Origin of the sequence: Micromonospora sp. NPDC005197, from assembly GCF_040608295.1 — a bacterium.
Classification (GTDB): domain Bacteria; phylum Actinomycetota; class Actinomycetes; order Mycobacteriales; family Micromonosporaceae; genus Micromonospora.
Genome location: NZ_JBEXHY010000007.1, coordinates 57711 through 81543 on the forward strand (window position 1 = coordinate 57711; position 23833 = coordinate 81543).

At 68.8% G+C, this 23833-nt stretch carries 16 protein-coding genes and 3 tRNA genes; 12 read left to right on the plus strand and 7 right to left on the minus strand.

The genetic code is table 11. From position 1 onward, the window contains the following. The first annotated feature begins 39 nt into the window (after positions 1-39). Positions 40-115, plus strand: a tRNA-His gene (locus ABZU46_RS05045). Between the two features lie 203 nt (positions 116-318). Here the strand turns inward: ABZU46_RS05045 and ABZU46_RS05050 are convergent. Both ABZU46_RS05050 and ABZU46_RS05055 read right to left on the minus strand, forming a co-directional pair. Then, complete coding sequence (locus ABZU46_RS05050; RefSeq protein WP_354855170.1) at positions 319-1608, minus strand: Ig-like domain-containing protein; 1290 nt, start codon at positions 1606-1608, stop codon at positions 319-321. Positions 1609-1859: 251 nt separating this feature from the next. Further along, entirely contained in the window at positions 1860-3131 is a 1272-nt protein-coding gene (locus tag ABZU46_RS05055; protein ID WP_354855171.1) for an Ig-like domain-containing protein, read from the minus strand. 187 nt (positions 3132-3318) lie between these two features. On the opposite strand from ABZU46_RS05055, the gene ABZU46_RS05060 reads away from it, so the two are divergent. The 3 genes from ABZU46_RS05060 to ABZU46_RS05070 all read left to right on the plus strand — a co-directional run bounded on the left by ABZU46_RS05060 (position 3319) and on the right by ABZU46_RS05070 (position 4902). Beyond that, a tRNA-Lys gene (locus tag ABZU46_RS05060) sits at positions 3319-3394 on the plus strand. Between the two features lie 183 nt (positions 3395-3577). Continuing rightward, on the plus strand, positions 3578-4480 hold the full coding sequence (locus ABZU46_RS05065) for a ParA family protein (RefSeq protein WP_354855172.1): 903 nt from the start codon (positions 3578-3580) through the stop codon (positions 4478-4480). 14 nt (positions 4481-4494) lie between these two features. Continuing rightward, positions 4495-4902 (plus strand): hypothetical protein, encoded by a 408-nt coding sequence (locus ABZU46_RS05070; RefSeq protein WP_354855173.1) that lies wholly within the window; start codon positions 4495-4497, stop codon positions 4900-4902. On the opposite strand, the gene ABZU46_RS05075 is transcribed toward ABZU46_RS05070, so the two are convergent. Further along, on the minus strand, positions 4874-7027 hold the full coding sequence (locus tag ABZU46_RS05075) for a UvrD-helicase domain-containing protein (RefSeq protein WP_354855174.1): 2154 nt from the start codon (positions 7025-7027) through the stop codon (positions 4874-4876). The genes ABZU46_RS05070 and ABZU46_RS05075 overlap by 29 nt on opposite strands. A 151-nt stretch (positions 7028-7178) precedes the next feature. On the opposite strand from ABZU46_RS05075, the gene ABZU46_RS05080 reads away from it, so the two are divergent. Then, positions 7179-7868 (plus strand): ElyC/SanA/YdcF family protein, encoded by a 690-nt coding sequence (locus tag ABZU46_RS05080; RefSeq protein WP_354855175.1) that lies wholly within the window; start codon positions 7179-7181, stop codon positions 7866-7868. Positions 7869-8072: 204 nt separating this feature from the next. Here ABZU46_RS05080 and ABZU46_RS05085 read toward each other — a convergent pair whose 3' ends face one another. The 3 genes from ABZU46_RS05085 to ABZU46_RS05095 all read right to left on the minus strand — a co-directional run bounded on the left by ABZU46_RS05085 (position 8073) and on the right by ABZU46_RS05095 (position 10902). Beyond that, positions 8073-8519: a DUF418 domain-containing protein gene (locus ABZU46_RS05085; RefSeq protein ID WP_354855176.1), complete on the minus strand. Its 447-nt coding sequence runs from the start codon at positions 8517-8519 to the stop codon at positions 8073-8075. Further along, positions 8495-9076: a hypothetical protein gene (locus ABZU46_RS05090; protein WP_354855177.1), complete on the minus strand. Its 582-nt coding sequence runs from the start codon at positions 9074-9076 to the stop codon at positions 8495-8497. Before ABZU46_RS05090 ends, ABZU46_RS05085 begins: the two co-directional genes overlap by 25 nt. A 167-nt stretch (positions 9077-9243) precedes the next feature. Further along, positions 9244-10902: a Na+/H+ antiporter gene (locus ABZU46_RS05095; RefSeq protein ID WP_354855216.1), complete on the minus strand. Its 1659-nt coding sequence runs from the start codon at positions 10900-10902 to the stop codon at positions 9244-9246. Between the two features lie 321 nt (positions 10903-11223). Between ABZU46_RS05095 and ABZU46_RS05100 the strand changes: the two genes are divergently transcribed. The 4 genes from ABZU46_RS05100 to ABZU46_RS05115 all read left to right on the plus strand — a co-directional run bounded on the left by ABZU46_RS05100 (position 11224) and on the right by ABZU46_RS05115 (position 17861). Next, positions 11224-14208, plus strand: coding sequence for a glycoside hydrolase family 3 C-terminal domain-containing protein (locus ABZU46_RS05100; protein WP_354855178.1), 2985 nt, complete (start codon positions 11224-11226; stop codon positions 14206-14208). A 387-nt stretch (positions 14209-14595) separates the two neighbouring features. Then, positions 14596-17295, plus strand: coding sequence for an RICIN domain-containing protein (locus ABZU46_RS05105; RefSeq protein ID WP_354855179.1), 2700 nt, complete (start codon positions 14596-14598; stop codon positions 17293-17295). Between the two features lie 118 nt (positions 17296-17413). After that, positions 17414-17710, plus strand: a complete 297-nt coding sequence (locus ABZU46_RS05110) for a DUF6582 domain-containing protein (RefSeq protein ID WP_354855180.1) — start codon at positions 17414-17416, stop codon at positions 17708-17710. 75 nt (positions 17711-17785) lie between these two features. After that, a tRNA-Lys gene (locus tag ABZU46_RS05115) sits at positions 17786-17861 on the plus strand. Between the two features lie 240 nt (positions 17862-18101). Here ABZU46_RS05115 and ABZU46_RS05120 read toward each other — a convergent pair. After that, the gene (locus tag ABZU46_RS05120) at positions 18102-19148 is read right to left on the minus strand and encodes a DUF4236 domain-containing protein (protein ID WP_354855181.1); all 1047 of its coding nucleotides are present in this window, start codon (positions 19146-19148) and stop codon (positions 18102-18104) included. A 747-nt stretch (positions 19149-19895) separates the two neighbouring features. Here ABZU46_RS05120 and ABZU46_RS05125 point away from each other — a divergent pair. The 3 genes from ABZU46_RS05125 (at position 19896) to ABZU46_RS05135 (ending at position 23829) form a co-directional block, all read left to right on the plus strand. Next, on the plus strand, positions 19896-21110 hold the full coding sequence (locus ABZU46_RS05125; protein WP_354855182.1) for a DUF4041 domain-containing protein: 1215 nt from the start codon (positions 19896-19898) through the stop codon (positions 21108-21110). Between the two features lie 358 nt (positions 21111-21468). Further along, positions 21469-22038 (plus strand): kinase, encoded by a 570-nt coding sequence (locus ABZU46_RS05130; RefSeq protein WP_354855183.1) that lies wholly within the window; start codon positions 21469-21471, stop codon positions 22036-22038. A 135-nt stretch (positions 22039-22173) separates the two neighbouring features. Next, complete coding sequence (locus ABZU46_RS05135; protein WP_354855184.1) at positions 22174-23829, plus strand: glycoside hydrolase family 44 protein; 1656 nt, start codon at positions 22174-22176, stop codon at positions 23827-23829. The last annotated feature ends 4 nt before the right edge of the window (positions 23830-23833 follow it).

The following is a 23833-nucleotide window of genomic DNA, read 5'->3' on the forward strand; positions in this document are numbered from 1 at the left end:
CACCCCGCCCGGGGCGATCGACCGGGCGTCGGAGGCGTGGTGGCTGTAGCTCAGTTGGCAGAGCACCGGGTTGTGGTCCCGGTTGTCGTGGGTTCAATTCCCATCAGTCACCCCAGTTCCAACTCAGGCCCCCTCCACGAGGGGGCCTGAGTTGTTTTTCTGTCACGCGACTGGGTGATCGACTCCAGGTCGCCGATCTGGGGGTGTTCGGCCGTCCGGACACCCCAACCTCGCCGACCTGGAGTGGATCAACCGCTGGGTCGGGGAGTCGCACGCGAAAGCCCCCTCCGTGGAGGGGGCTTTCGTCGTTCTGGCAGCTCAGGCGGTCGGCGTGGCGGACGGGGTGACGGCGCCGTCCGGGGTCGGCGAAGCGTCCGGGTCGGCCGGCGGCTCGTACGGCAGGGCGCTGCCCTTGACGTACTCGTCCCAGCTCATGTTCCAGTCGGTCCAGCCGTTGCCGTTCTGGAGCTTGCGCTCGGTGCCCTTGACCGTGATCGGGTCGCCGATCTGGGTGTTCTTGAACAGCCAGTCGCCGTTGGCCATCGACACGTTCACGCAGCCGTGCGAGACGTTGACGCTGCCCTGCTGCCCCTCGGACCAGGGGGCCGCGTGGATGAACTCGCCACCCCAGGTGAGCCGCTGCGCGAAGTCGATCTTGGTGCGGTAGCCCTCCTCGGGGCCCAGCTCCTCCATCGTGTCGAACACGGTCTTGCGCAGTTTCTCGATCACGACCATCGTCCCGCTGGACGAGGGGGTGCTCTTCTTGCCCAGGCTGACCGGGATGGTCTTGATCACCGAGCCGTCGCGGGTCACCGTCATCCGCTTGGTCTTGTTGTCCACGGTCATGATCAGCGACGAGCCGATCTTGACGTCCACGGAGAGGTCCGAGCGGCCGTAGTAGCCGTCACCCATCGGCAGGCCGCCGGCCTGAACGCGGTAGGAGACCTTGCTGTTCGCCTTCCAGAACTCCTTCGGCCGGTACCGGATCTCGGTGGGGCTGACCCAGTGCCAGATGCCCTCCTGGGCCGGCGTCGAGGTCACCGTCATCCGGCGCTGCACGTCGTCGCGGTAGTCCTCCGGAACGGCACGGCTGAACTTCACGATCAGCGGCATCCCGACGCCGACCACCTGGTTGTCGCCGAGGAAGCTGCTCACCCGTACCTGCTTGTCGGGCTTGGCCATCGTGGTGAAGGTGCTGGTCGCGGTGGCCGGCCGGCCGTCGTCGCCGGTGGCGGTGACCGTGGCGGTGTAGCTGGTGGCGTACTCCAGCGCCCCGTTCGGAAGCCACGTCTTGCCATCCTTGGCGAGGGTGCCCTCGACCGCCTTGCCGGACGCGTCCTTGAGGTCGACGGTGGTCTCCTCGGCGTCCTTCGTGGTGAAGGTGATGCCGGTGGACGCCGGCACGTCCTTGGCGTCCGCCGCCGGCTCGCTGATGGTCGCCGCCGCCTTGGGGGCCGGGCTCTCGTCGCCGCCCTGCCACGAGGACGGCTTGCCGCCGTCGCCGTTGGTGCAGGCGGAGGTGAAGGCCAGCGCCACGGCGAGCAGCCCCGCCGCGAGCACGCGGCGTCGCCCACGGGGCCGGATCAGCTGGTCCTGGCTAGCTCGCATGATGTCCTCACAGTCGTGGTCCCTGACCCATCGTCTCCTAATGACGCGCCAGAACCGGCCTCGGTTGCCGAGGGTGAACCGGAACACGCCGATCAGGATGCCGGAATCTTGGTACCATCCGGCGTTTCGTGATTCGGGCTCGTCTTTGTGCCGGGACTGAGGGTCGCCGCCGCCGTCGTCACGGCGCGGGCAGTGCAAGGGTACGCGCCGGCCTGTGCCATCGGCAGGGCCGGCGCAAAGGAGCCGAACCGTCAGAGCGCCGGGCCGGACCCACCCTTGGGCACCGGCAGAGCGCTGCCCTTCACGAACTCCGACCAGCTCAGGCTCCATGCCGTCCAGCCGTTGCCGGCGACGATCTTGCGCTCGGTGCCCTTGATCGTGATCGGATCGCCGATCCGCGTCTTGTCGAACAGCCACTTGGCGTTCGCCGTCGACACGTTCACGCAGCCGTGCGAGACGTTGGACCGCCCCTGCACATGCTCCGACCAGGGCGCGGCGTGGATGTACTCGCCACCCCAGGTGAGCCGCTGAGCGAAGTCGATCTCGGTGACGTAGCGGTTGGCCGGGTCCGGGTCGTCGCGGGTGTCGAAGACCGTGGACTCCTTCTTCTCCATCACGACCATCGTCCCGCTCGACGACGGGGTGCTCTTCTTGCCCAGGCTCACCGGGATGGTGCGCGACAGCGCACCGTTCTCGTACACCGACATCTTCTTCGTGGCGTTGTCGACCTTCATCACGAACGACCGGCCGATCTTGGCGGTGGCCTTGCGGTCGACGTCGCCGTACTTGCCGTTGCTCAGCGGCACGCCGGCCAGCGCGATCCGCACGGTGATGGTGGTGCCCGGCTGCCAGTACTCCGGTGCGCGGTAGTAGGCCTGGGTGCCGTTGTCGACCCAGTGCCAGGCGCCCGGCTGCGGCGGGTCGGTCTTGACGAACATCCGCTTCTGGACCGCGGCCCGGTCCTTCTTCGGGATGCCCGGGTGGAACTCGGTGACCACCGGCATGGCGACCCCGTAGCTCTTGTCGTCGAAGAGGTACAGGCCGGACCCGATGGTCGACTTCGGCTTGGCCATCGTGGTGAAGGTGCTGGTGCCCTGGCTGGTCGTGCCGTCGGGCCCGGTAGCGTTCACCGTGGCGGTGTAGTTGGTGCCGTACTTCAGGGGAGCGGACGGCACCCAGGCGGAGCCGTCGGTGCGCAGCTTGCCCTCCACCGCACCCCCGCCGGCCGCGGCCAGGGTGACTGAGGCGACCTTGCCACCGTCCGGGAGCTTGGCGCTGATCTCCGTGCTCACGGGCTTGTTCTTCGTGCCGTTGGCCGGGCTCAGCGTCAGTGCCGGCCCGCTGGGCGCGTTCGACGCACCCGGGGCTGACGGCGCAGCCGATTCGGGTACGGCACTTGCATCTGTCGACGTCCCGCCGACGAATTCCGGCTTCTTCTGCTCGTCGCCGCACCCGGTCAGTGCCAGCGACGCCGCCAAGGTCAGAGCGCCCACCACCGCCCCGGCTCGCGTGAACCGTGCCATCCCCACCTCTGTTCTCGCGTACCTGGCGGACATCGTGCCCCATCAGTGCCCCGACCCATGCCCCTGCCCCGGAGCTGGCGGTCGGTTTATGACTGTATGTCCCTTAAGCTCGACCGAAGGGGGGAGTCGGGTAACCGGATTGGAGCCCGAGTTGGCGGGGTGCTAATGTTCTCTCCGTTGCCGACGAGCGCCGCTAGCTCAACTGGCAGAGCAGCGGACTCTTAATCCGCGGGTTCGGGGTTCGAGTCCCTGGCGGCGCACCAACGAGCAAGGCCCTGATCTGGTGTTCACACCAGGCCGGGGCCTTTTTCGCGTACGTTGCGGTCGGCGCGGGCGACCTGCCGGGCGCAACCGGGCCCGTCGGTGTCGTCCTGCTCGGAGACGCCGGTGCTCACCTCGACCGGGGCTACCCGTTCCTGAGATCATGTCGCGATGCGGGGACCGGCATGAGCATCACGTCCGTCATCAACTACAAGGGCGGGGTCGGTAAGACCACGATCACCATGAACCTCGGCGCCGAGCTCGCCGCCCGTGGCCGCAAGGTGCTGCTGATCGACTTGGACCCGCAGGCCAGCCTCACCTTCTCGTTCTATCCGGCCGCCGAGTGGGAGACCGACCTCGCGTACGAGAGGACCATCCTGCAGTGGTTCGGCTCGGTGCTTGCCGACGAGCCCACCGGCGCGCTGCACCCGTACGTGCTCACCCCGGAGCCGGTCAACGCGCTGCTGCCCGACGGCGGCCGGCTCGACCTGATCGCCTCCCACCTTCAGCTCGTCGACGTAGATCTGGACCTCGCCGCGGCCCTCGGCGGGTCACGCTTTCAGCACGGCAGCCCGCATTTCCTGCCGCTGCACCGAGCGCTCGCCGACGCGCTCGCCACCGACGAGTTCGCCGGGTACGACGACATCCTGATCGACTGCGCGCCCAACTTCACCATGGTCACCCGGACGGCCATCGTGGCCAGTGAACACATCCTGACCCCGGCGAAGCCCGACTACCTGTCCACACTCGGCATCGACTACCTGCGCAGCAAGGTCTCCGAGCTGGTCCGCGATTTCAACCGGGTGGCCGCCCCCGGCCCGACCATCGACCCGCAGTACCTGGGCGTGGTGTTCACTATGATCCAGTACGCCGCGGGTGGTCCGATCACCGCGTCCCGCAACTACATGCGGCTCACCGACAACCTGGAGGTCCCGGTGTTCCGGCAGACCATCCGGGAGAACAAGACCCTGTTCGGCACGGCCGGTGAACGGCACCTGCCCGCCGTGCTGGTGCCGAACGCCAACGACAAGGTGCAGTACGAGCTCCAGCAGCTGGCCAGCGAGTTCCTGGCCCGCACCCGCCCCTAGAAGGAGAGCCACCGGTGTCCGACCCCGCCGACCTCGCCCACGCCGTACTCCTGCGGGTGGCGGAGTTCGTCCGCGCGCTGCCCGCCGACCAGCTCGCCGCCCTGGCCGACGGCGCGGCGAAGCTCGCCGTCGTCGACAAGGCCCGGCCCGCCGTCCGGACGACGACGGCGGCTTCGGCCGGCGTGGACACCAACCGGGTCCGCACCGACCTCGCGGCGATCGGCGACCGGGCGGCCGGCGCCCGCTACCTCGCCGACCTGAAGCTCACCGTGGTGAAGCTGCGGGCGCTGGCCAGGGAGCTGGGCATCGCGGTGCCCAGCAAGGCCAAGAAGGCCGACATCGAGCAGGACATCCTGCAGTGGACGGTGGGCCGACGGCTGGATTCGGCCGCCATCAGCCGTCCGTCGGCCGCCCGGAACTGACCGCGTCCTCCGGCAGCAGGCTGGCCCGCAGCTCGGCCAGCACGTCGGCCCAGAACGCCGGCGGCGCCGCGCCGCGGAGCTGACCGGCGAGATGTTCGGCAAGCCGGTGAGCCTCCCGCCGGGTGAACGTCGCGTCCGCCGGGTCGTCCATCGACGGCCGGGGCCGGACTGGCGCGTCCAGCGGCACCGGGTCGCCCGTGCAGACGATGTCCAGGTGCCCGGTCGTGCGAGTCAGCGCCACGTACAGCAGCCGGTGGCCGCGTTCGTCACTGGCCACGATCTCCACCGGTTCGACCACCACCACCGCGTCGAACTCCAGGCCCTTGGCCTCCTGCGGGCTGATCAGGTTGACCGCGCCGCCCAACTCGCCCCGGTCGGCGCTGCTCCAGGTCATCCCGTTCGCGGCCAGCGCCGCCTCGACCGGTCGCCGCTGCCGGGGCGGGCAGACGATGCCGACGAACCGGCCGGCTTCGGCGTGCCCCCGCGCCACCGTGACCGCCCGGCCGGCCAGCTCGGCCAGGCCCACCCGGTGCACGCCGGTGTCCGCCGGCCCGTCCCGGACCACTTCCACCGGTGTCACGCCCGGCGCGGCCACCGGCAGCAGCGGCGCCGCCGTCTCGTACGCCTGGCGGGGTACGCGGTAGCCGTACCGCAGGGGGGTGATCCTCGCCGGGTGCACGGTCGGCAGGTGGGTGAGCACCTCGTCCCACGAGTCGCGCGCCCAGTTGCCGGTGGACTGGGCGAGGTCACCGACGACCGTCAGCGACCCGGTGGCGCTGCGTCGGGCCACCGCGCGCAACTGCATTGGGGACAGGTCCTGTGCCTCGTCGACCACCACGTGCGCGTACCGCCGGCCCGGCCCGTCGATCAGGTGCGCCAGCTCGTCCAACAGCGGCAGGTCCGCTGCCGACCAGGTCTCCCGGGACAACCGGTCCGCGCCACGCCGGTGCAGCGCAGCCACCTCCGCCGGGGTGAACTCGTCCCCGGCGGCTGCCCGCAGCCGCGCGGTGGAGCCCAGCAGGTCACGCAGGAAGCCGGCCGGGGTCTGCGGTGGCCAGAGCCGGTCGGTGAGATTGCCGACCGCCTCCGAACGGGCCGGGTCCAGCCCGGTCCGGGCGGCGACCAGGGCGGTGAGCCGGTCGCGCAGCAGCCCACGGCGGCCCCCGTACGGCAGGGTCGCCGCCCGTGCCGCGGCGAGCGCCTCGGCCACTTCGACACCGGGCAGGGTGACGAAACGGCCGCCGACCAGCAGCCGCTCGGCCGGGTCCGGGGCGCCGATCCGGGCGTCCAGCGCGCGGGCCAGTAGACCCGCCATCCGGGCCTCGCCCTTGATCCGGGCGACCGCGTCGGGCTCGGTGCGGCCCCGCGGCACATCCGGGCCGAGCCGGCCGACGTCGCGCAGTTCCACCCCGTCGTCGCCCAGCGTCGGCAGCACCTGGCCGATGTACCGGACGAAGGTCGGGTGCGGCCCGACCACCAGCACATCCTGCGCCGACATGTCGTCCCGGTGCTGGAACAGCAGCCAGGACACCCGGTGCAGTGCCACGGCGCTCTTGCCGGTGCCGGGACCACCCTCGATCACCAGCACCTGGTCGCGCGGGGCGCGGATCAGGGCGAACTGGGCGGCCTGAATGGTGGCCACGATGTCCCGCATGGTGCCGGTACGCCCCCGGGCCAGATCGGCCAGCAGTTGCGCGTCCACCGCCTCGGCGATCTCGGCGAGGATGGTGTCGGCGACCTCCTCGATCGTGTTCCCGGCGCAGATGAAGGCGCGCTTGCGACGTACCCCCGCTGGGTTTTCCGGGGTGGCCTCGAACCAGCCTGCGGCGGCCGGCGCTTGCCAGTTGACCACCAGCACCTCGCCCTCGGCGTCCCGGATCAGGTGCCGCCCGACGTACCAGGTGTCGCCCGTCTCTGCGTCCACCCGGCCGAACGCCACCGCTTCGTCCGTCGCACCCAACGCCCGCTGCGCCGCGTCGGCGTACCGCCGCAGGTGCGCGGCGGCGCCGGAGTGGGCCGCGGCGGACGGCAGGTGCCGCAGGTCATCGCGACGTCGGTTCCGGTGCGCCGCCGCCGCATCGAAGTACGCCTGCTCGGCGGCGATCTCGGCAGCCCTGGACGTCACGCACCCTCCCCACACCCGAGCCGGCCCGTGGGACCGACGGGATTCGATCCGGTTACCGTACCGGTCGGGTCCGACTCCGCGTCGGCCGTGGATGGACACCCACCGTCCTTGCCCGAGCCGCGATACTGGGGCCGTGTCGAGTCTTCGTCGAGTGCTCAGTGCGATTCGTGGCGCCCACCGGGCACGCTGGCTGCGCCGCGCCCTGCTGGTGGCGGCGCTCGGGGCGGTGTTGGCCGGCGCGGTCACCGGGGGCAGCGTGGTGTGGGTCCGCTCTGGCGCGGAGGGCCGGACCTTCACCGTCGAGGACGTTCCCGAGGCGCCGGTGGCCCTGGTGCTGGGCGCCCAGGTCGACCCCGGCGGGCAGCCGTCGGCGTTCCTGGCCGCCCGGCTGGAGATCGCGCGGCAACTGCTCACGGCCGGCAAGGTCCATGCCATCCTGGTCTCCGGTGACCACATGAACTGGGGGTACGACGAGCCGGGCGCAATGCGGCAGTGGCTGGTCGACCGGGGGGTGCCCGACCAGAAGGTGGTGCTCGACCACGCCGGCTTCGACACGTACGACTCCTGCGCCCGGGCCAGGCAGATCTTCGGGGTGCGCCAGGCCACCGTAGTCACCCAGTCCTTCCACCTGGACCGGGCTGTCACGCTCTGCCGGGCCCTCGGCGTCGAGGCCAACGGCGTGGGCGACGAGACGGCCAAGCGGTACGCGCCGCTGTGGCGCCGGGGCGTCGCGCGCGAGTACGGCGCCGCCGACAAGGCGGCGTGGGACGTGCTGTCCGGGCGTGACCCGGTGTACCTGGGCCGGTACGAGACAGGCGTCGACGACGCCCTGCGAGGCTGAACCGGCGGCGCGCCACCCAGCGCGAGGGGCAGTGACGGGGGGCGCACGGCGGCACGATCGACGTCACGAGCCGCCTCGACCGCGGCACGCTGTTCGCCATCACGTTCCCCTCGTCGTCCCAGCCTCTCGCCGACGCCGCACAGCCAGCGCAGACGACCGACAGACGGCCCCGACCGTCCTGTCCGGACGGCCAGGGCGGGCCCGTCAGGCCGGGTCCGTGGCCCGCAGTCGTGGCCACCGCTGCTCGGTCCAGGCCCGCAACAGCCACTCCACCGGTCCGTACCGGAACCGGACCAGCCACACCGCGCTGGCGGCGAGCTGCACGCCGTAGATCGCGACCGCGATGAGGAGGACGACCGGAGGTGCGACGGCACCGGCGAGACCCAACCCGACGCCGGTGAAGACCAGTACGCAGAGCAGCGACTGGCCCCGGTAGTTCGACAGGGACATCCGTCCGGCCGGCGCGAGGACGGCGACCACCCGCCGTCCCCGGTCGGTCTGAAAGAACTCCAGGAGGGTGGCGGCGTACGCGGCCGCGAGCAGCGGCGCGGTGAGTATGCCCACCGTCAGTCCGGTCAGGTTGGCGGTGCCCCCACCCGAGGCGAAGACCACCGCACCGGCCAGGCCTATCGGATAGCCCAGCTGCTGCACCCGACGCAGGAGCCGCCGGTTCCCGACGACGTCGGTGAGGAGCCGGCGAGCGCGAGGACGAAACCGATTCCGCCGGTCAGCAGTACGGCGGCGCGCAGGGCGGTCCCGACGGCGACTCTTCGCATGGCGAGCAGGACCAGGCCGAGCAGTGCGTACGTGGTCAGGATGTCGCTCTGGAACAACAGCACCGCGTGCAGGATCCCGAGCACGAAGAGCCCGGCCAGCCGTCGCCGGAACCGGGGAGCGAAGTCGACGCCCCGCCGAGCGGCGGAGTCGAGCTGAAGCGTGAAGCTGTAGCCGAACAGGAAGGAGAAGAGCAGGTACGCCTTCATCGCGAGGAGCGCCTCAACCACCCACCGGGCCGCCTGGTCGCCCCACGAGTCGTGGGCGGGATCGGGGACCAGATGGAAGGGGTAGCCGGAGGCGAAGAAGGCGATGTTGACAACCAGGATGAGGAGCAGCGCCACGGCGCGCAGCGCGTCGACGTCGGCGATCCGGGAGAACGTCCCGGGCGACCCGTCATCCACGACTGGCGGGTCTTCGATGGAGAACGTCACGCGACCAACCCGTGGCGAACAGGAGATCGTTTCGATGGCTCCTCTGTGACGCTATGAAACGGCCTGTCCAGGTGACAGCCGGTGAGCGGGAAGGTCGCCGGTGGGGCAGGCCCTACCCCCGGGGTGGAAGGTGGAACGAATGCCGGCGAACCGACCGGCCGGGATGGCTACTGCCGCTTCGGGAGCAGCAACTCTTCGTGGTCGAGTTCCCGCTCCAGGACCCGCAGTTCCTCGTCCGGCAGCCGACCGGAGTCCCGCCAGCGCACCAACTCCTCGCGCTGCGCGTCGAGGGCCGTGCGGCGGACCCGCAGCGCCGTCTCGTACTGCGGGGAGGTGGGTAGCTCTTCTGACCCGCTCTGCTCGAGCAGGTCGAGTCGCCCGCGGTAACGCGCCAGGCGGGCCAGCAACTGGGTCCGGGTGGTGTTGACGGCCACCGTGCTGTCCGGCTCGGCGGCGGCGACCTCGTCGAGGCGGGCCAGGGCGGCCTCCACCGCCGCCGAACGGGCCTCGTTGCGTACGCGGGCCTGGTCCGTCTCGTTGGCGCGCAGGCCGAGCATCCGCACGAGCGGTGCGAAGGTCAGGCCCTGCCCGACGAGCGTGACGAGCACGACCACGAAGGTGCAGAACAGCAGGAGGTCGCGGTCGGGGAAGGGTGACCCGTCGTCGGTGGTCAGCGGCAGTGTGAAGATCGCAGCCAGGCTGATGACGCCGCGCGTACCGGACCAGCTCAGCGCCACCACCTCCCGGGAGGTGAGGCGGCGGGCGTTGCGGTCGGCCCGGGCTATCTGCCGTGCGGTGCTCGGCTCGTCGGTGTCGTCCTGCTCGGAGATGCCACCCAGGCGGGTGTGCAGGGAGCGGGGGAGCGACTGCGTCATCACCAGCCAGGCGGGGCGCAGGAGCAGCACCACGCCCACGGACACCGCGACGGCGATGACGATGGTCGACGTGTCGTACTGGCGCAGTCCCTTGACGACCTCCGGAAGCTGCTGGCCGATCAGCAGGAAGACGAAGCCTTCGAGGAGGAAGTCGACCAGCCGCCACACGGCGCTGGTCTGCAGCCGGGCGGCCCCGGACCCGACCTGCGGCGTCTGGTGACCGACGATCAGCCCGGCGATCACCACGGCGAGCACGCCGGAGACGTGCAGCGCCTCGCCCAGCAGGTAGGCCACGAACGGTGTCGCCAGCGAGATCGCGTTGGACAGCAGCGGGTCCGCGGTGAGAGGTCGGGCCAGCCGTTTCGCCCAGGCGACGGCCGCACCCACAGCGACGCCACCGACTGCCGCCAGCACGAACTGCGCGACGGCGGCGGGGAACGAGAACGTCCCGCCGACGGCGGCGGCCACCGCCACGCTGAGCATCGTCAGCGCCGTCGCGTCGTTCAGCAGCCCCTCGCCCTGAATGATCGTGACCATCTTCGGGGGCAGGTTGACGCGCCGGCCCACCGCCAGGGCGGCCACCGGGTCGGGCGGAGCTATCGCGGCGCCGACCGCGATTCCGGCGGCGAGCGTCGCCCCGGCGACGAACAGGTGGAACCCGATGCCGACGAGTACTCCGGTGAGAAGCACCAGGACGACGGACAGGCTGACCACGATGCGCAGGTTCCGCCGGATGTCCAGCAGCGAGGAGTCCAGTGCGGCGCTGTAGAGCAGCGGCGGCAGCACGACCATGAGCACCAGCTCGGGGTCGAGGCTGACGTTGGGGCCGGGGAGCAGCGCGTACGCGATGCCGATGAGCGGCAGCAGCGCCGCCGCCGGCAGGCCGGTGCGCGACGCCACCCACCGCACGGCGACGATGACCGCGACGGCAGCGAGCACGAACAACACCATCGAATGGGCGCTCACCTGGTGACGTCCCCCTGGATCGGCGCGCGGCGCGGGCCGCACCAGCAGTGACGAGCGTACCCGCTAGATCAACCCAGCCCCGGTCGGCGTTGGGGGTGACCCGGCCGGGTCCGCTGGCCGGTATTGCTCGCCCATAGGTGTACGTCTATAGTCTGGCGATCACCACATTCATGGCCGTGGTCAACGCGGCCGGGTCGTCGAAGCGCTTCGACGATTCGTCGTTCAGGCCCGTCAGCCGGGTGTCGAGCCTGGCCACGCCGGTCTCGGCGCCCCCTGGCGCCTGTCGTACGACATGAGGAGAACCGCATGCGGAACAGGCGCCTTCGGCGCGGAATCACCGCGCTCGCGCTCGCACTGCTCGTCCTACCGGCCGTCCCCGGCGCGGCGCACGCCGAACCCACCTACCCGTTCCGAGATCCACACCTGCCCGTGCAGGCCCGGGTCGACGACCTGCTCGGCCGGCTCACCCAGGACGAGAAGATCTCGTGGCTGCACCAGTACCAGCCGGCCGTCCCCCGGTTGGGTATCGGCCTGTTCAAGACCGGTACCGAGGCGCTGCACGGGGTCGCCTGGTCGACCGACATCGACAACAACGGCGCGGTCGTGAAGGCTCGCGGCACGTCCTTCCCGCAGCCGGTGGGCATGGCGAGCACCTGGGACACCGACCTGATCCAGCGGGTCGGCTCGGCCGTGGGCGACGAGGCGCGCGGCTACCACGCGCAGAACCCGAGGGTCTGGGGTCTCAACCTCTGGGCGCCGGTGGTCAACCTGCTCCGCGATCCTCGGTGGGGCCGCAACGAGGAGGGCTACTCCGAGGATCCGCTGCTCACCGCGAAGATCTCCACCGCGTACGGCTCGGGGATGTCCGGCGGGGACCCGGACCACCTCAAGAGCGCGCCGACCCTCAAGCACTACCTGGCCTACAACAACGAGGTCCGGCGCGACGTCACCTCGTCGAACGTGCCTCCACGGGTGCTCAACGAGTACGACCGGGCCGCCTTCAAACCGGCCATCGCCGCCGACGCGGCGACCGGCGTGATGGCCTCGTACAACCTGGTCAACGGCCGTCCCGCGACCGTGGACCCGGACCTGGCGACGGTGGTACGGAGCTGGACCGACAAGCCCCTGATGAACGTCACGGACGCGTGGGCACCGAACAACCTCGTCGCCTCGCAGGGGTACTACCCCAACCAGGCCGAGGGGAACGCCGCGATCGTCAAGGCCGGCCTCAACAGCTTCATCACCGACGACACCAACGCCCAGCCGACCGTCACCGCCATCAAGCAGGCCCTCGCCAGCGGCCTGCTCACCGAGGCGGACATCGACGCCCGGATCTCCGAGACCCTGAACGTCCGGTTCCGCCTCGGTGAGTTCGACCCGGGCGGCGGTCGCTACGGCGGTATCACCCCGGACGTCATCAACAGCCCCGAGCACCAGCGGCTGGCGCGTCAGGCCGCCGGCGAGGCGATGGTGCTGCTGAAGAACTCCCGACAGGCTCTTCCGCTGGACCCGTCCCGGACCCGCAAGGTGGCCGTGCTCGGTCCGCTGGCCGACACCCTCTACTCCGACTGGTACGGCGGCGACCTGCCGTACGAGGTGACCGCGCTCGACGGCATCCGCGAGCGGCTGGGCGGCTCCGCCAGCGTCAGCGGGCTCGACGGCGCGGACCGGATCGCCCTGAAGGACCCGGCGACCGGCCGGTACGTCACGGCCACCGGCACCACCGACGCCGACCCGGTCGCCGCGACCGGTGCCACCGCCTCGCTCGCCGCCCAGTTCGACGCGGTGGACTGGGGCCAGGGTGTGGTGACGCTGCGCAACGCCGCCAACGGCCGCTACCTCGGCTATAACTGGGGGCCCTTCATCACCCGCGACGAGCAGCCGAACGGCTGGTACGTCCAGCAGCAGTTCACGCTGGAGCCGCAGGCCGACGGGACGGTCGCGTTGCGCTACGCCGGCTACGAAACGACGGAGAGCTGGTTCGGCGTCAACACCTACGTCACGGTCGGCGACGACGGTGCCCTCAAGCTCGGGGCGTCCTCGGCGGCGGACGCAACCCACTTCCAGCGTGAGGTGATCAGTAGCGGGGTCGACCGTGCCGTCGCGGCGGCCAAGGCGGCCGACACCGCCGTCCTGGTCGTCGGCAGCAACCCGTTCATCAACGGGCGCGAGGCGCACGACCGCACCTCGATGGCGTTGAGCGCCGGCCAGGAAGCGCTGGTCAAGGCCGTGACCAAGGCCAACCCGCACACCGTGCTGGTGCTGCAGACCAGCTACCCGGTCACCATCGGATGGGAGCAGGAGCACGTCCCGGCCATCGTCTGGACCACCCACGCGGGCGCCGAGACCGGGCACGCCGTCGCCGACGTCCTGTTCGGTGACCGCAACCCGTCCGGCAGGCTCACCCAGACCTGGTACCGCTCGGATCGGCAACTACCGCCGGACCTGCTGGACTACGACATCATCTCGTCCGGGCAGACCTACCTCTACGGCACCGCGAAGCCGCTCTACCCGTTCGGCCACGGGCTGTCGTACACCCGGTTCCGGTACGGCCAGCCCCGCACCGACGCCCGCTCGGTCGCGGCCGACGGCACCATCACTGTCAGCGTCGACGTGACCAACACCGGCAGCCGAGCCGGGTCCGAGGTCGTCCAGCTCTACACCCACCAGCGCACCTCCCGGTTGAAGACCCCGATCCGGGCGCTCAAGGCGTTCCAGCGGGTGCAGCTCGCACCGGGGCAGACCCGGGCCGTGACGCTCCGGCTGCCCGTCGCCGACCTGGCGAACTGGGACGTCACCCGCAGCCGGTGGGTGGTCGAGTCGTCCACGTACGACCTGCTGGTCGGCGCGAACGCCGAGGACATTCGGGCCCGGACGGCGGTCGCGGTGCGCGGTGAGACGATCCCGGCCCGGGACCTCTCGCGGACCACCCGGGCCGAGAACTTCGACCGGTACGCGGGGGTCCGGCTCGTCGACGAGACGAAGGCACAGGGTACGGCTGTCGGTGCCACCGCCGCCGGTCAATGGATCTCCTTCGCCGGTTCCGCGCTGCGCCCCGGCGCTCACACGTTCACGGCGAAGGTCGCCAGGGCGGCGGCGGGCGCCGGAACGATCCAGGTCCGGCTGGGCTCGCCCACCGGCCGGCTGCTCGGTACGGCCACCGTGCCCAGCACCGGCGACGACTACCGGTACGTGAACGTCAGCGCCGAGGTGGCCCGGACCGCCGGCACCCACGACGTGTACCTGGTGTTCGACTCCGCGCTGCGGGTGGTGGACTTCTCGCTGCGGTGACGAATGCGCCCGGTGCTTCGTGATCGTTGGCGGCTGGGCGACACGACACGCCGAGCGGCGCGCTGCTGAGCAGCCACCGATCGGCTCGGGCCGGGGTGCTGGTGCACCCCGGCCCGATTCATCGGATGATGCCCGACCGCACCTCGTCTTACCCGCGTCTTTTGCAACTTTCATAGGCATTTAAACATAGATGAGACCCAATCTTGTATTGCATTCGTCACACGTCTGACATACGCTCCGCGAGAGACTTCGTAGCGATTGGCAAAAGAGTGCGGTCGGGCTGCACCACCCGCCCCCCGCCGATCCTTGGTGGCGTCGCTGTTCCCTGCTTGTCGCTCGATGCACGTATCACGCACCACATCGACGACAAGTGAGAAAGGACAGCACGTGAGATCAGCCGTAACCACCACCACCCGCACGGCACTGCTCGCGGCGGCGCTCGTCGCCGCCACGCTGCCGGCCGTGGTGATCAGTCAATCGCCCGCCTCGGCCGCGGTTCAGGAGACCTACTACGTCGCCCCGGACGGTAACGACTCCAACGCCGGCACGCTGGCGTCTCCGTTCAAGACGGTGCAACGCGCACGGGACGCCGTTCGCACTGTGAACGCGAACATGACCGGCGACATCAACGTGTACCTGCGCGGCGGCAGATATCCCGTCACCAGCACCGTCGAGTTCGGCGCCAGCGACTCCGGCACCAACGGGTACCGGATCAGTTACGCCGCCTATCCCGGCGAGACCCCGGTCCTGGACGGTGGCGTCCAGGTGACCGGCTGGACCCAGCACAGCGGCAACATCTGGAAGGCGCCGCTGGACCGCTCCACCAAGCTGCGGGCGCTCTACGTCAACGACAAGCGGGCGTACATGGCGTCGAAGACGATCAGCTCGGGCGGGTGCTACGGCACCTACACCATCACGGCCGGCCAGGCCGCCTGGGCGTGGGAGTCGGGCTCGCAGTGCGACGGTGCCAAGTACAACCTGAACGACTTCCCGGCCATCGCCCGCAACCAGGACGACCTGGAGATCGAGACGGGAACGACCTGGACCACGGCCATCGTGGGAGTCCGCCAGGTGACCACGAGTTCCGACGGCGCGAACCGGGTGGCCCTGTTCCAGCAACCGGGCGCGGCCATCGCGCAGGGCGCGTTCAACGGCAACGCCCAGGTGGGTGGCAGCCACAAGGTCATGAACGCGTACGAGTTCCTGGACACGCCCGGTGAGTTCTACTTCGACAAGGGCGCCAAGACGGTCTACTACTACAAGGCCAGCGCCGAGAACATGTCGACCGCCGCGGTCTACGCGCCGAACAACGTCACCACCCTGCTGCGGGTCGCCGGCACCTCGACGAGCAGCCACGCGCGCAACATCACGTTCTCCGGCCTGACGGTGCAACACTCCGACTGGAACCTGTTCAACGTCGCCGGCTCGTCCTTCAAGCAGGCGCAGCAGGGCAACCTCGGCGCCCAGGTGTACGCCAAGGGCAACTTCCACGTCTACTACTACCGCAACGTGGACGTCACTCCCGGCATCGTCCAGGTGCAGAACGCCGACGGCATCCTCCTGCAACGCAACCGGATCCAACACACCGGCGCCGACGGCATCAGCATGGTCAACGACGTGCAGGGCACGCAGTTGATCGGGAACTACACCAACGACATCGCGGGGTCGGCCGTCAACGTCGGCCATCCCCAGCACGTCTACATCGGAGACGGCACGTCGACCAACCGGGAGAAATACTCCCCGCAGGTCGAGGGGCTGCCGAAGAACATCGACATCAAGAACAACTACATCTACGACAGCGCCGTCCTGTTCAACGGGCACAGCCCCATCTCGGCGTACTTCGCCGACACCCTCACCATCTCGCGCAACCGGATCGAGAAGGCCCCCTGGTCGGGCATCACGATGGGCTGGGGCTGGTGGAACTTCGACGGGTCATCGGGCTCGATCGTGCCCAACCGGCCGACCACGACGGCGCGGAACAACACCATCAGCTACAACCACATCATCGACACGGTCCAGCGCCTCAGCGACACGGCGCCGATCTACACGCTGGGCAGCCAGCCCGGGACCACGATCACCAACAACTACCTCCAGGGCGTGCCCTCGGGCCACAAGTACGGACTGCACCCGGACGAGGGGTCGGCGTACATCACCTTCCGGGACAACGTCCTGAGCATCGACAAGAACGTCACCTGGATGATCAACTCGGACGACTTCGGGCGGAAGCACGATCTGTCCATCACGCAGATCTACGGCCCGATCAACAAGGTCTCGAACAAGAACCTGCCGAACAGCACGATCGGCGACATCATCGTGTCCTCCGACTACGTCTGGCCGGCGGCGGCGTACGGCATCGCGGCCAACTCCGGCCTGGAGGACGCCTACCGGGACATCATCCCGGCGAGCAGTTTCTCCGCACCGAACTACGTGCTGCCGGCCAGCACGTTCGTCACCAGTGCCACGGCGTCGATCCCGATCCGGAGCACCGGCGACGCCACCAAGTCGGTCTGGCTGGCTCCGTACGGCACGACCACCTTCACCGCCGGGCCGACGATGACCAGGGCTTCCGGCACCGCCACGTCCATCGCCGTGCCGACGAGTCAGGGCGAGTACCGGCTCTACGTCGTCGACGCACAGGGCAACCGATCGGCCGAATCGACCTCGATCGTTCGGCAGCAGAGCGGCGGCGGCAGCCAGCAGGGCGGGCAGCTCGTGGGCGGCCAGTCCGGCCGCTGCGTCGAGGTCCCCAACTCCTCCACCACCAACGGCACCCAGGTGCAGCTGTGGGACTGCGGCGGGGGCACGAACCAGCGGTGGACCTCCACCGCCAGCAAGCAACTGATGGTGTACGGCAACAAGTGCCTGGACGCCTCCGGGGCCGGTACGGCCAACGGCACCCAGGTCATCATCTGGGACTGCCACGGCGGGCTCAACCAGCAGTGGAACGTCAACGCCAACGGCACCATCACGAACGGCCAGTCCGGGCTCTGCCTTGATGCCAACGGCGCCGCCAGCGCCAACGGCACGAAGATCATCCTCTGGTCGTGCAACGGTGGCCCGAACCAGCAGTGGAGCCTGCGGAGCTGACCGACCGACCACACCGGGGCCGGGCCGATGACGGCACGGCCCCGGGCCGTCCGCGTCCCCGCCCACCCCTCCTCGAGGCAGCATGTGCTACCGGACAACAAGTGGGTAATGGTGGGTGATGACGACAACCTGGAAGCCTTACGAGAAGCACGGCGGCCTGTCGGAGAAGGACAAGCGGGAGTTGCCGGAGAGCGTTTTCGCGTTCCCCGACAAGCGCAAGGAGCCGATGACCGACGCGAGCCACGTCCGGAACGCCATCGCCCGCTTCGACCAGGTGCAGGGCGTCACCGACAAGGAGCGCGACCTGGCGTTCCAGAACATCCTCGCCGCTGCGAAGCACTACGGCGTCGACGTCGCGGAGACGGACTGGCGCCAACTCGGCAAACTGCCGCACACGCCGAACCCCGCACATTGAGCGCGCCACGTCCGGCCCCGGGCGGGTCCGAGGGCCGGATCAGAGGCGTGTTAGCGTGCTCGTCGTTGTCAGCGAGCGCCGCTAGCTCAACTGGCAGAGCAGCGGACTCTTAATCCGCGGGTTCGGGGTTCGAGTCCCTGGCGGCGCACCAACAAACACTTCCTCGTACCCGACCGACAGGCTCTGGCGCGCGGAACCGACGCCTGACGGTCGCCCGAGGAACCCGACCATCCCCCGCGTGGCACTGGCCAGCTCATGCCGCTTGTTCACACGCTCAGTTCGAGTACCAGGGGACGGAGGCGCACCTGATGATGGTGTTCGCTGCCTTGACCGTGCTTCGCGGGATCTGGAACATCACTGGCCGAGTCATCGACCGCTTCGGCACCAGCGATTACCGCATTCGGTTGAGCGCTTCGGCCAATGATGCCGCGACGTCAGGCTGAGAGAAGTCCCAGACCGTCAGCAGCCCGTCCGAACTGGTGAGGGTGAGTCGTCCGTACAGCATGATCGGTAGTTGTCTATTGTGCTTGAAGCGGCGATCCGGACCGCCCGACTTGTTGGTGTACTGCCAGGTTGTCCCGACGCATTGAGCATCGGCCGGTGGAGCTTCCGACTCGATGAAGCGCTGTGGCTGCGCATGGGCATTTACTGCGGCATAGGGGAGGTCGGCGTACCGTCTGCCGTGGCGGACGATCAGCCGGTCCGGAAGAAAGTAGATAGAGTGTTCTTTACCGTGCAGGCTCGGGACGGCGATGTTCGTCACGAGCACGGGCGGGCCGGCCAAGTCCAGAGAACCCGTGCTACGGCGTATCAGCGCTCCGGCCCCGGCATTAACTTTCCGCTGGTACGGAGTACTCAGGGCGCCCTCGGCTTCGACATGCCAAACACGCTGGATGCGGCTCACAAAACCGTTGCTCGCGGCGAAGCGTTCGTACTTTACTGCGGGTGCGTCGTCAACCTGGTAGAAGACGACGACTGACCGGCGCGCGATATCTCGTTGCCTAAACCACCACACGGCGGGCAGGCCAGGCACGAGCAGTGCGAGGCCGTACGGCGCGGAGATCAACGCCAACATCGCGACGGCGGCGGCGATCCACGGCCACAGTAATCGCCGTTGGGCCGCAGTCTGGATCTGATTGATCAAATCGGCGGGATGTGCTGCGACTAGATGTTGCACCGGAGTACCAGACAACTCCTGCATAACAATTTCGTCAGTTCGAGCTACGGGTGGCCTCGACGGTTGTGGGCCAGGCGAGGTCGGGATAGGTGCCGGGCTGCCGAAGTAGGTCGTACCGAGACCTGCGACGCGGATGTAGTTGCCGCGAGGTCCGGTGCCGACCCGAAAGCCGGGGACGCCGGCGGAGACACCGACGCCCGATGGTGACAGGTTGAACCGAAACGGACCCGCCTTGAGAGTGGTCCGTAGGTAGAAGCCCATGAGTAACCTCGCGTCGTCACTGGAGTGTGGGCAACGCTATGTCGCTGCACGTGTCAGAATAATCGGACTATCGGACATTGCAGTGCGCCGAACGAGCGAACCCGTCGCTAGTCTCTCGCCTTCAAATGGCTCTTTGGAGTTTACGGGGGGTGACGTTGCCCATGATCGCGGCTCCTTGCTTGTGGCCGCCCGTGCTTTGACACTCAGGTCCTCATCGGTGGGCTGCGAGCCCTCCACGCGTCGGGCCGTCTCTAGCCACAGGCCCGCCTGAGACGGAAGAGTCGCCGACGCTCGTTCCTGTCGGTAACCGGACTGAAGTCCCCGGTCGGTTAATGGTGGCCGCCTGGATGGCTGGAACTGCCGATCCGAGTTGTCGATTTTGCCTTGAGGACTGCGGCGCTACCTTCGTCGGGCCGTGGTGAAGCCTTGGGGGTAATGATGGGATACCGCTTCAATGCACCACCGAACTGGCCGGCTCCACCTGTTGGATGGATCCCGCCATCGGGCTGGAAGCCGGATCCCGCGTGGGGTCCTCCTCCATCCGGGTGGCAATTATGGATCCCCGACTCGTCAGCTCCGGCTGCGGCAGCGCCTGTTGCGGTCGCTCGGCAGGTTGCTGCGGCCCCTGTCGTCGTCTCCCAGCAGCGCACCGAAACTCCCGAGATTCCCCTGTTCGGTGCCCGTGGCAAGGCACGCGAACTCGCTGCGGAGAATGAGCATCTTCGCCGCGAGTTGGACCAGGTAACGGTGGAGCTGACCGGTCTGCGGGCAGAGATGTCACGGCTTGGCGTGCTGTCTGCGATCGAGCTTGAGCAGCATCGGGCTCGACTTGGCCGCGAGGTCGCCGACCAGGCTGCGAAGGGTGAAGCACAAAAGGCCGAACTCGATCGGCACTTGGGTGGTCTCCGGCAGCAGATCGTGGTCACCGAGGAGACTGCGCTACTCCAGGAGGCAGGTGTATATCAGTACCGGCACCCCCTGTCGGACGCGGTCGCCTACCAGAGCCAGCTAAGCCGCCTTCAGGAGCGGATCAAGGCGATGACCAGGAAGGACGGGGGCGCGGTCAAGGCCGCCACCGGGTGGACGGTCAACGGCTCGGCTGCCGAGGGCCGGGCTATGATTCGGGATTTCTCCAAGCTCATGCTTCGCGCCTACAACGCCGAGGCGGACAACCTGGTACGGGGGTTGAAGCCGTACAAGCTCGCCTCGGCCGTCGAGCGGCTGGGGAAGGTGGCTGCGACCATCGCCAAGCTCGGCAAGACGATGGACATTCGTATCGCCGAGGGGTACCACCGGCTGCGGGTGGAGGAGCTTGAACTCACCGCCGACTACCAGGAGAAACTGGCTGAGGAGAAGGAGAGAGAACGCGAGGAGAAGGCTCGGCTCCGGGAAGAGCGACGTGCTCAGCAGGAGATCGAGCGCGAACGCGCTCGGCTGGACAAGGAACGCCAGCACTACGCCAATGCCATGACGGTCCTTCAGGCCAAGGGTGATATCGATGGGGCAGCCCAGATGCAGGATCGGTTGAGCCAGATTGACACTGCGCTCCAGGATGTCGACCGGCGGGCCGCCAACGTCAGGGCTGGCTACGTGTATGTGATCTCCAATCTCGGTGCGTTCGGCGAGAAGATGGTCAAGGTCGGCATGACCCGTCGCTTGGATCCGCTGGACCGGGTGCGCGAACTCAGTGACGCCTCGGTGCCCTTCAACTTTGACGTCCACGCCCTGTTCTTCTCCGAGGACGCTGTCGGCATCGAGGCGCAGATGCACGCTCGTTTGGCCGACCGACGTGTCAACCTGGTCAACCACCGCCGCGAGTTTTTCTACGCCACTCCCGAAGAGGCCAAGGAGCACCTGCTGAAGTTGGCTGGCAGCCTACTTCAGTACGAGGAGACCCCCGAGGCACTGGAATACCGGCAGAGCCTCACCTATGCGCAGAAGCAACCAGCCGCAGCCACTTGACAGGCCAAGTTCTTGGATGGCGGGTGCCGCCAAGCTAGCGGGGGTCCAACGGATCACTGTGCACACGCGCTGTGCAACCGTTATGAGTATCCGTCGCCGATGGGCCAGCCCGCTCTAGCCATGATCAAGCCGAATTGCCGAGATGAGGTGAACAGGTCGTTGGGTGGACTGTTCGCCTTCCGGTCAGGTGGTCCACGACAAGACCAGAGCGAACTCGCCGACCACACCGTCACGCAGGTGTACCGCCTCGACAGGGGTTTGGTGGCCGAGATGGGGATCCGGGAGTGACATGACGTGCTTCTCTGCCGCCGCTGGCTACGACCTCACCGTCCGCGGCGATTGAAGCCGAGGAGGCATCGTGGTCGCTGAACCCACCGGCAGCCCGGCCACGATCCTCGTCTGCATCCGGGGCAATTCCGGCTCGGGGAAGAGCAGCATCGCCCGGGAGCTTCGACGCCGGCACGGTCGGGGCTGCGCCCTGGTGGAGCAGGACTACCTGCGCCGTATCGTGCTGCGCGAGCGGGACACACCCGGCCGTGCGGCACCCGCGCTGATCGGGCAGACCGTTCGGTTCGCACTGGACCACGGCTACCACGTGGTGATGGAGGGCATCATGCACGCCAGCCGCTATCGGAGCATGCTGACCGCACTGCGGGACGGCCACCGCGGCCGGTCACTGTTCTGCTACCTCGACGTGTCCCTGGCCGAGACGCTGCGCCGACATCTCACCCGTCCGCAGGTCAGTGAGTTCACCGCCGAGCACATGAGCGGCTGGTACGCCGCCCACGACGTCCTGGGCTGGCCCGACGAACTCGTCCTCCCCGAGACCACAGGGCTGGACGAGGCCGTCGAGGTCATCGCGGCTGCTGCCGGACTGCCCCAGACCGGGCGCGACGACGACCTGCTGCCGAACGTCGCGTACCCGTAGAGCACCCGACGGTCGCGGCCACGGGGACGAATAGAACTGCAACTATCGACGTCAATGGATTGATTTAATATAGACGGGCAGTAATATATGTGCGGGTTCGGTCCGTCCCGGGCTGATCGGCGGCAGGAGTTTCTGATGGGTGTGCAACGACGGCGCAAGCCACGTCCGGCCACGGCGATCGGTGTGGTCGGTTCTCTCGTGGCGGGGCTGCTGACCACCCAGGCCGTCGCCGGCCCGGCGGCGGCCGCCGCCGGGCTCGCCCTGACCGTGGACGTGTCCGCCGCCCGCCACAAGATCAGCCCCGACATCTACGGCATGAACGGCGGCGACCCCGCGCTCGTCGCCGAACTCGGCACCCCGGTGGCGCGCTGGGGCGGTAACGCGAGCAGCCGCTACAACTTCAAGAACCACACCTACAACACCGGCAGCGACTGGTACTTCGAGAACATCGTGGCCGGGCCCGACAACACGGTCGAGGCGTTCGTCCAGCGAAACCGGGACCACGGGACCAGGCAGGTGGTCACCGTGCCGTTGATCGGATGGGTGGCGAAGGACTCGCCCTCGTCACACCCGTTCGCCTGCGGCTTCCCGGCCACCCGCTTCCCCGAGCAGGACTCGTTCGACCAGTGGGACCCCAATTGTGGCAACGGCCGGCACGCCGACGCGAACCTGACCGGGGCGGTCCCCACGGACACCTCGATCCCGGCCGACGCGTGGTTCGCCGGCGAGATGGTGTCCCATCTGGTGAACCAGTTCGGCCCGGCGTCACGCGGCGGCGTGCCGATCTACGAACTCGACAACGAGCCGGTGCTGTGGAACTCCACCCACCGCGATGTGCATCCCGACCCGGTGAGCTACGACGAGTTGGGCGGCAAGGGCACGGCGACCGCCGCGGCGATCAAGGCCGCTGACCCGCGCGCGGCGGTGCTCGGCCCGTCCGGCTGGGGCTACTGCGAGTGGGTGGCGTCCGGTGTGGACGGATGCGCGCCGGGTGCCGACGCGGCGGCGCACGGCGGGCTCAACCTGTCCCAGTGGTATCTGAAGAACATGAAGGACTTCAGCGACGCCCACGGTGGGAAGCGTTTCCTCGACTACTTCGATCAGCACTACTACCCGCAGATCAGTGGCGGCAAGGACGCGGACGCCAACGCGCTGCGGCTGCGGTCGACCCGGTCGCTGTGGGATCCGACGTACGTCGACGAGTCGTGGATCGGCCCCGGCGGGGTGAACGCTCCGCCGTTGCAGTTCATCCGCCAGATGAAGGCATGGGTCGCGCAGTACTACCCCGGCACCAAGGTCGCCATCACCGAATACAACTGGGGCGCCCTGGACGACATCAACGGCGCGCTCGCGCAGGCCGACGTACTCGGCATCTTCGGGCGCGAGGGTCTGGACCTGGCCACCATCTGGGGCGAACCTAAGCCGACCGACCCCGGCGCGTACGCGTTCCGGATGTACCGGAACTACGACGGGGCCGGGAGCAGGTTCGGCGACGTGAGCGTGTCGGCGGTCAGCGGCGACCAGGGGCAGCTCTCGGTCTACGCCGCGCAACGCTCGTCCGACAAGGCACTCACCGTCATGGTGGTCAACAAGACGGGCGGCGATCTGACCTCACGGTTGGCGCTCTCCGGATTCCAGGGCGGGGACAGGGCGCAGCGGTTCACCTACGGCCCGGCCGATCTCACCTCGATCGTCCGGGGTGAGGATCTCCGGGTGGCCGGGGGCGGCGTCAGCGCGACGTACCCGGCGAACTCCGTGACGCTGCTCGTCCTGCCGCAGCGCCGACACTGAGCGC

What these genes read in the sequence shown, in the direction of transcription:
- ABZU46_RS05095 (WP_354855216.1), bottom strand. Translation starts at nt 10,902, where the DNA reads ATGGTGTTGTTCGTGCTCGCTGCCGTCGCGGTCATCGTCGCCGTGCGG.
- ABZU46_RS05055 (WP_354855171.1), bottom strand. Translation starts at nt 3,131, where the DNA reads ATGGCACGGTTCACGCGAGCCGGGGCGGTGGTGGGCGCTCTGACCTTG.
- ABZU46_RS05050 (WP_354855170.1), bottom strand. Translation starts at nt 1,608, where the DNA reads ATGCGAGCTAGCCAGGACCAGCTGATCCGGCCCCGTGGGCGACGCCGC.
- ABZU46_RS05065 (WP_354855172.1), top strand. Translation starts at nt 3,578, where the DNA reads ATGAGCATCACGTCCGTCATCAACTACAAGGGCGGGGTCGGTAAGACC.
- ABZU46_RS05100 (WP_354855178.1), top strand. Translation starts at nt 11,224, where the DNA reads ATGCGGAACAGGCGCCTTCGGCGCGGAATCACCGCGCTCGCGCTCGCA.
- ABZU46_RS05135 (WP_354855184.1), top strand. Translation starts at nt 22,174, where the DNA reads ATGGGTGTGCAACGACGGCGCAAGCCACGTCCGGCCACGGCGATCGGT.
- ABZU46_RS05110 (WP_354855180.1), top strand. Translation starts at nt 17,414, where the DNA reads ATGACGACAACCTGGAAGCCTTACGAGAAGCACGGCGGCCTGTCGGAG.
- ABZU46_RS05120 (WP_354855181.1), bottom strand. Translation starts at nt 19,148, where the DNA reads ATGGGCTTCTACCTACGGACCACTCTCAAGGCGGGTCCGTTTCGGTTC.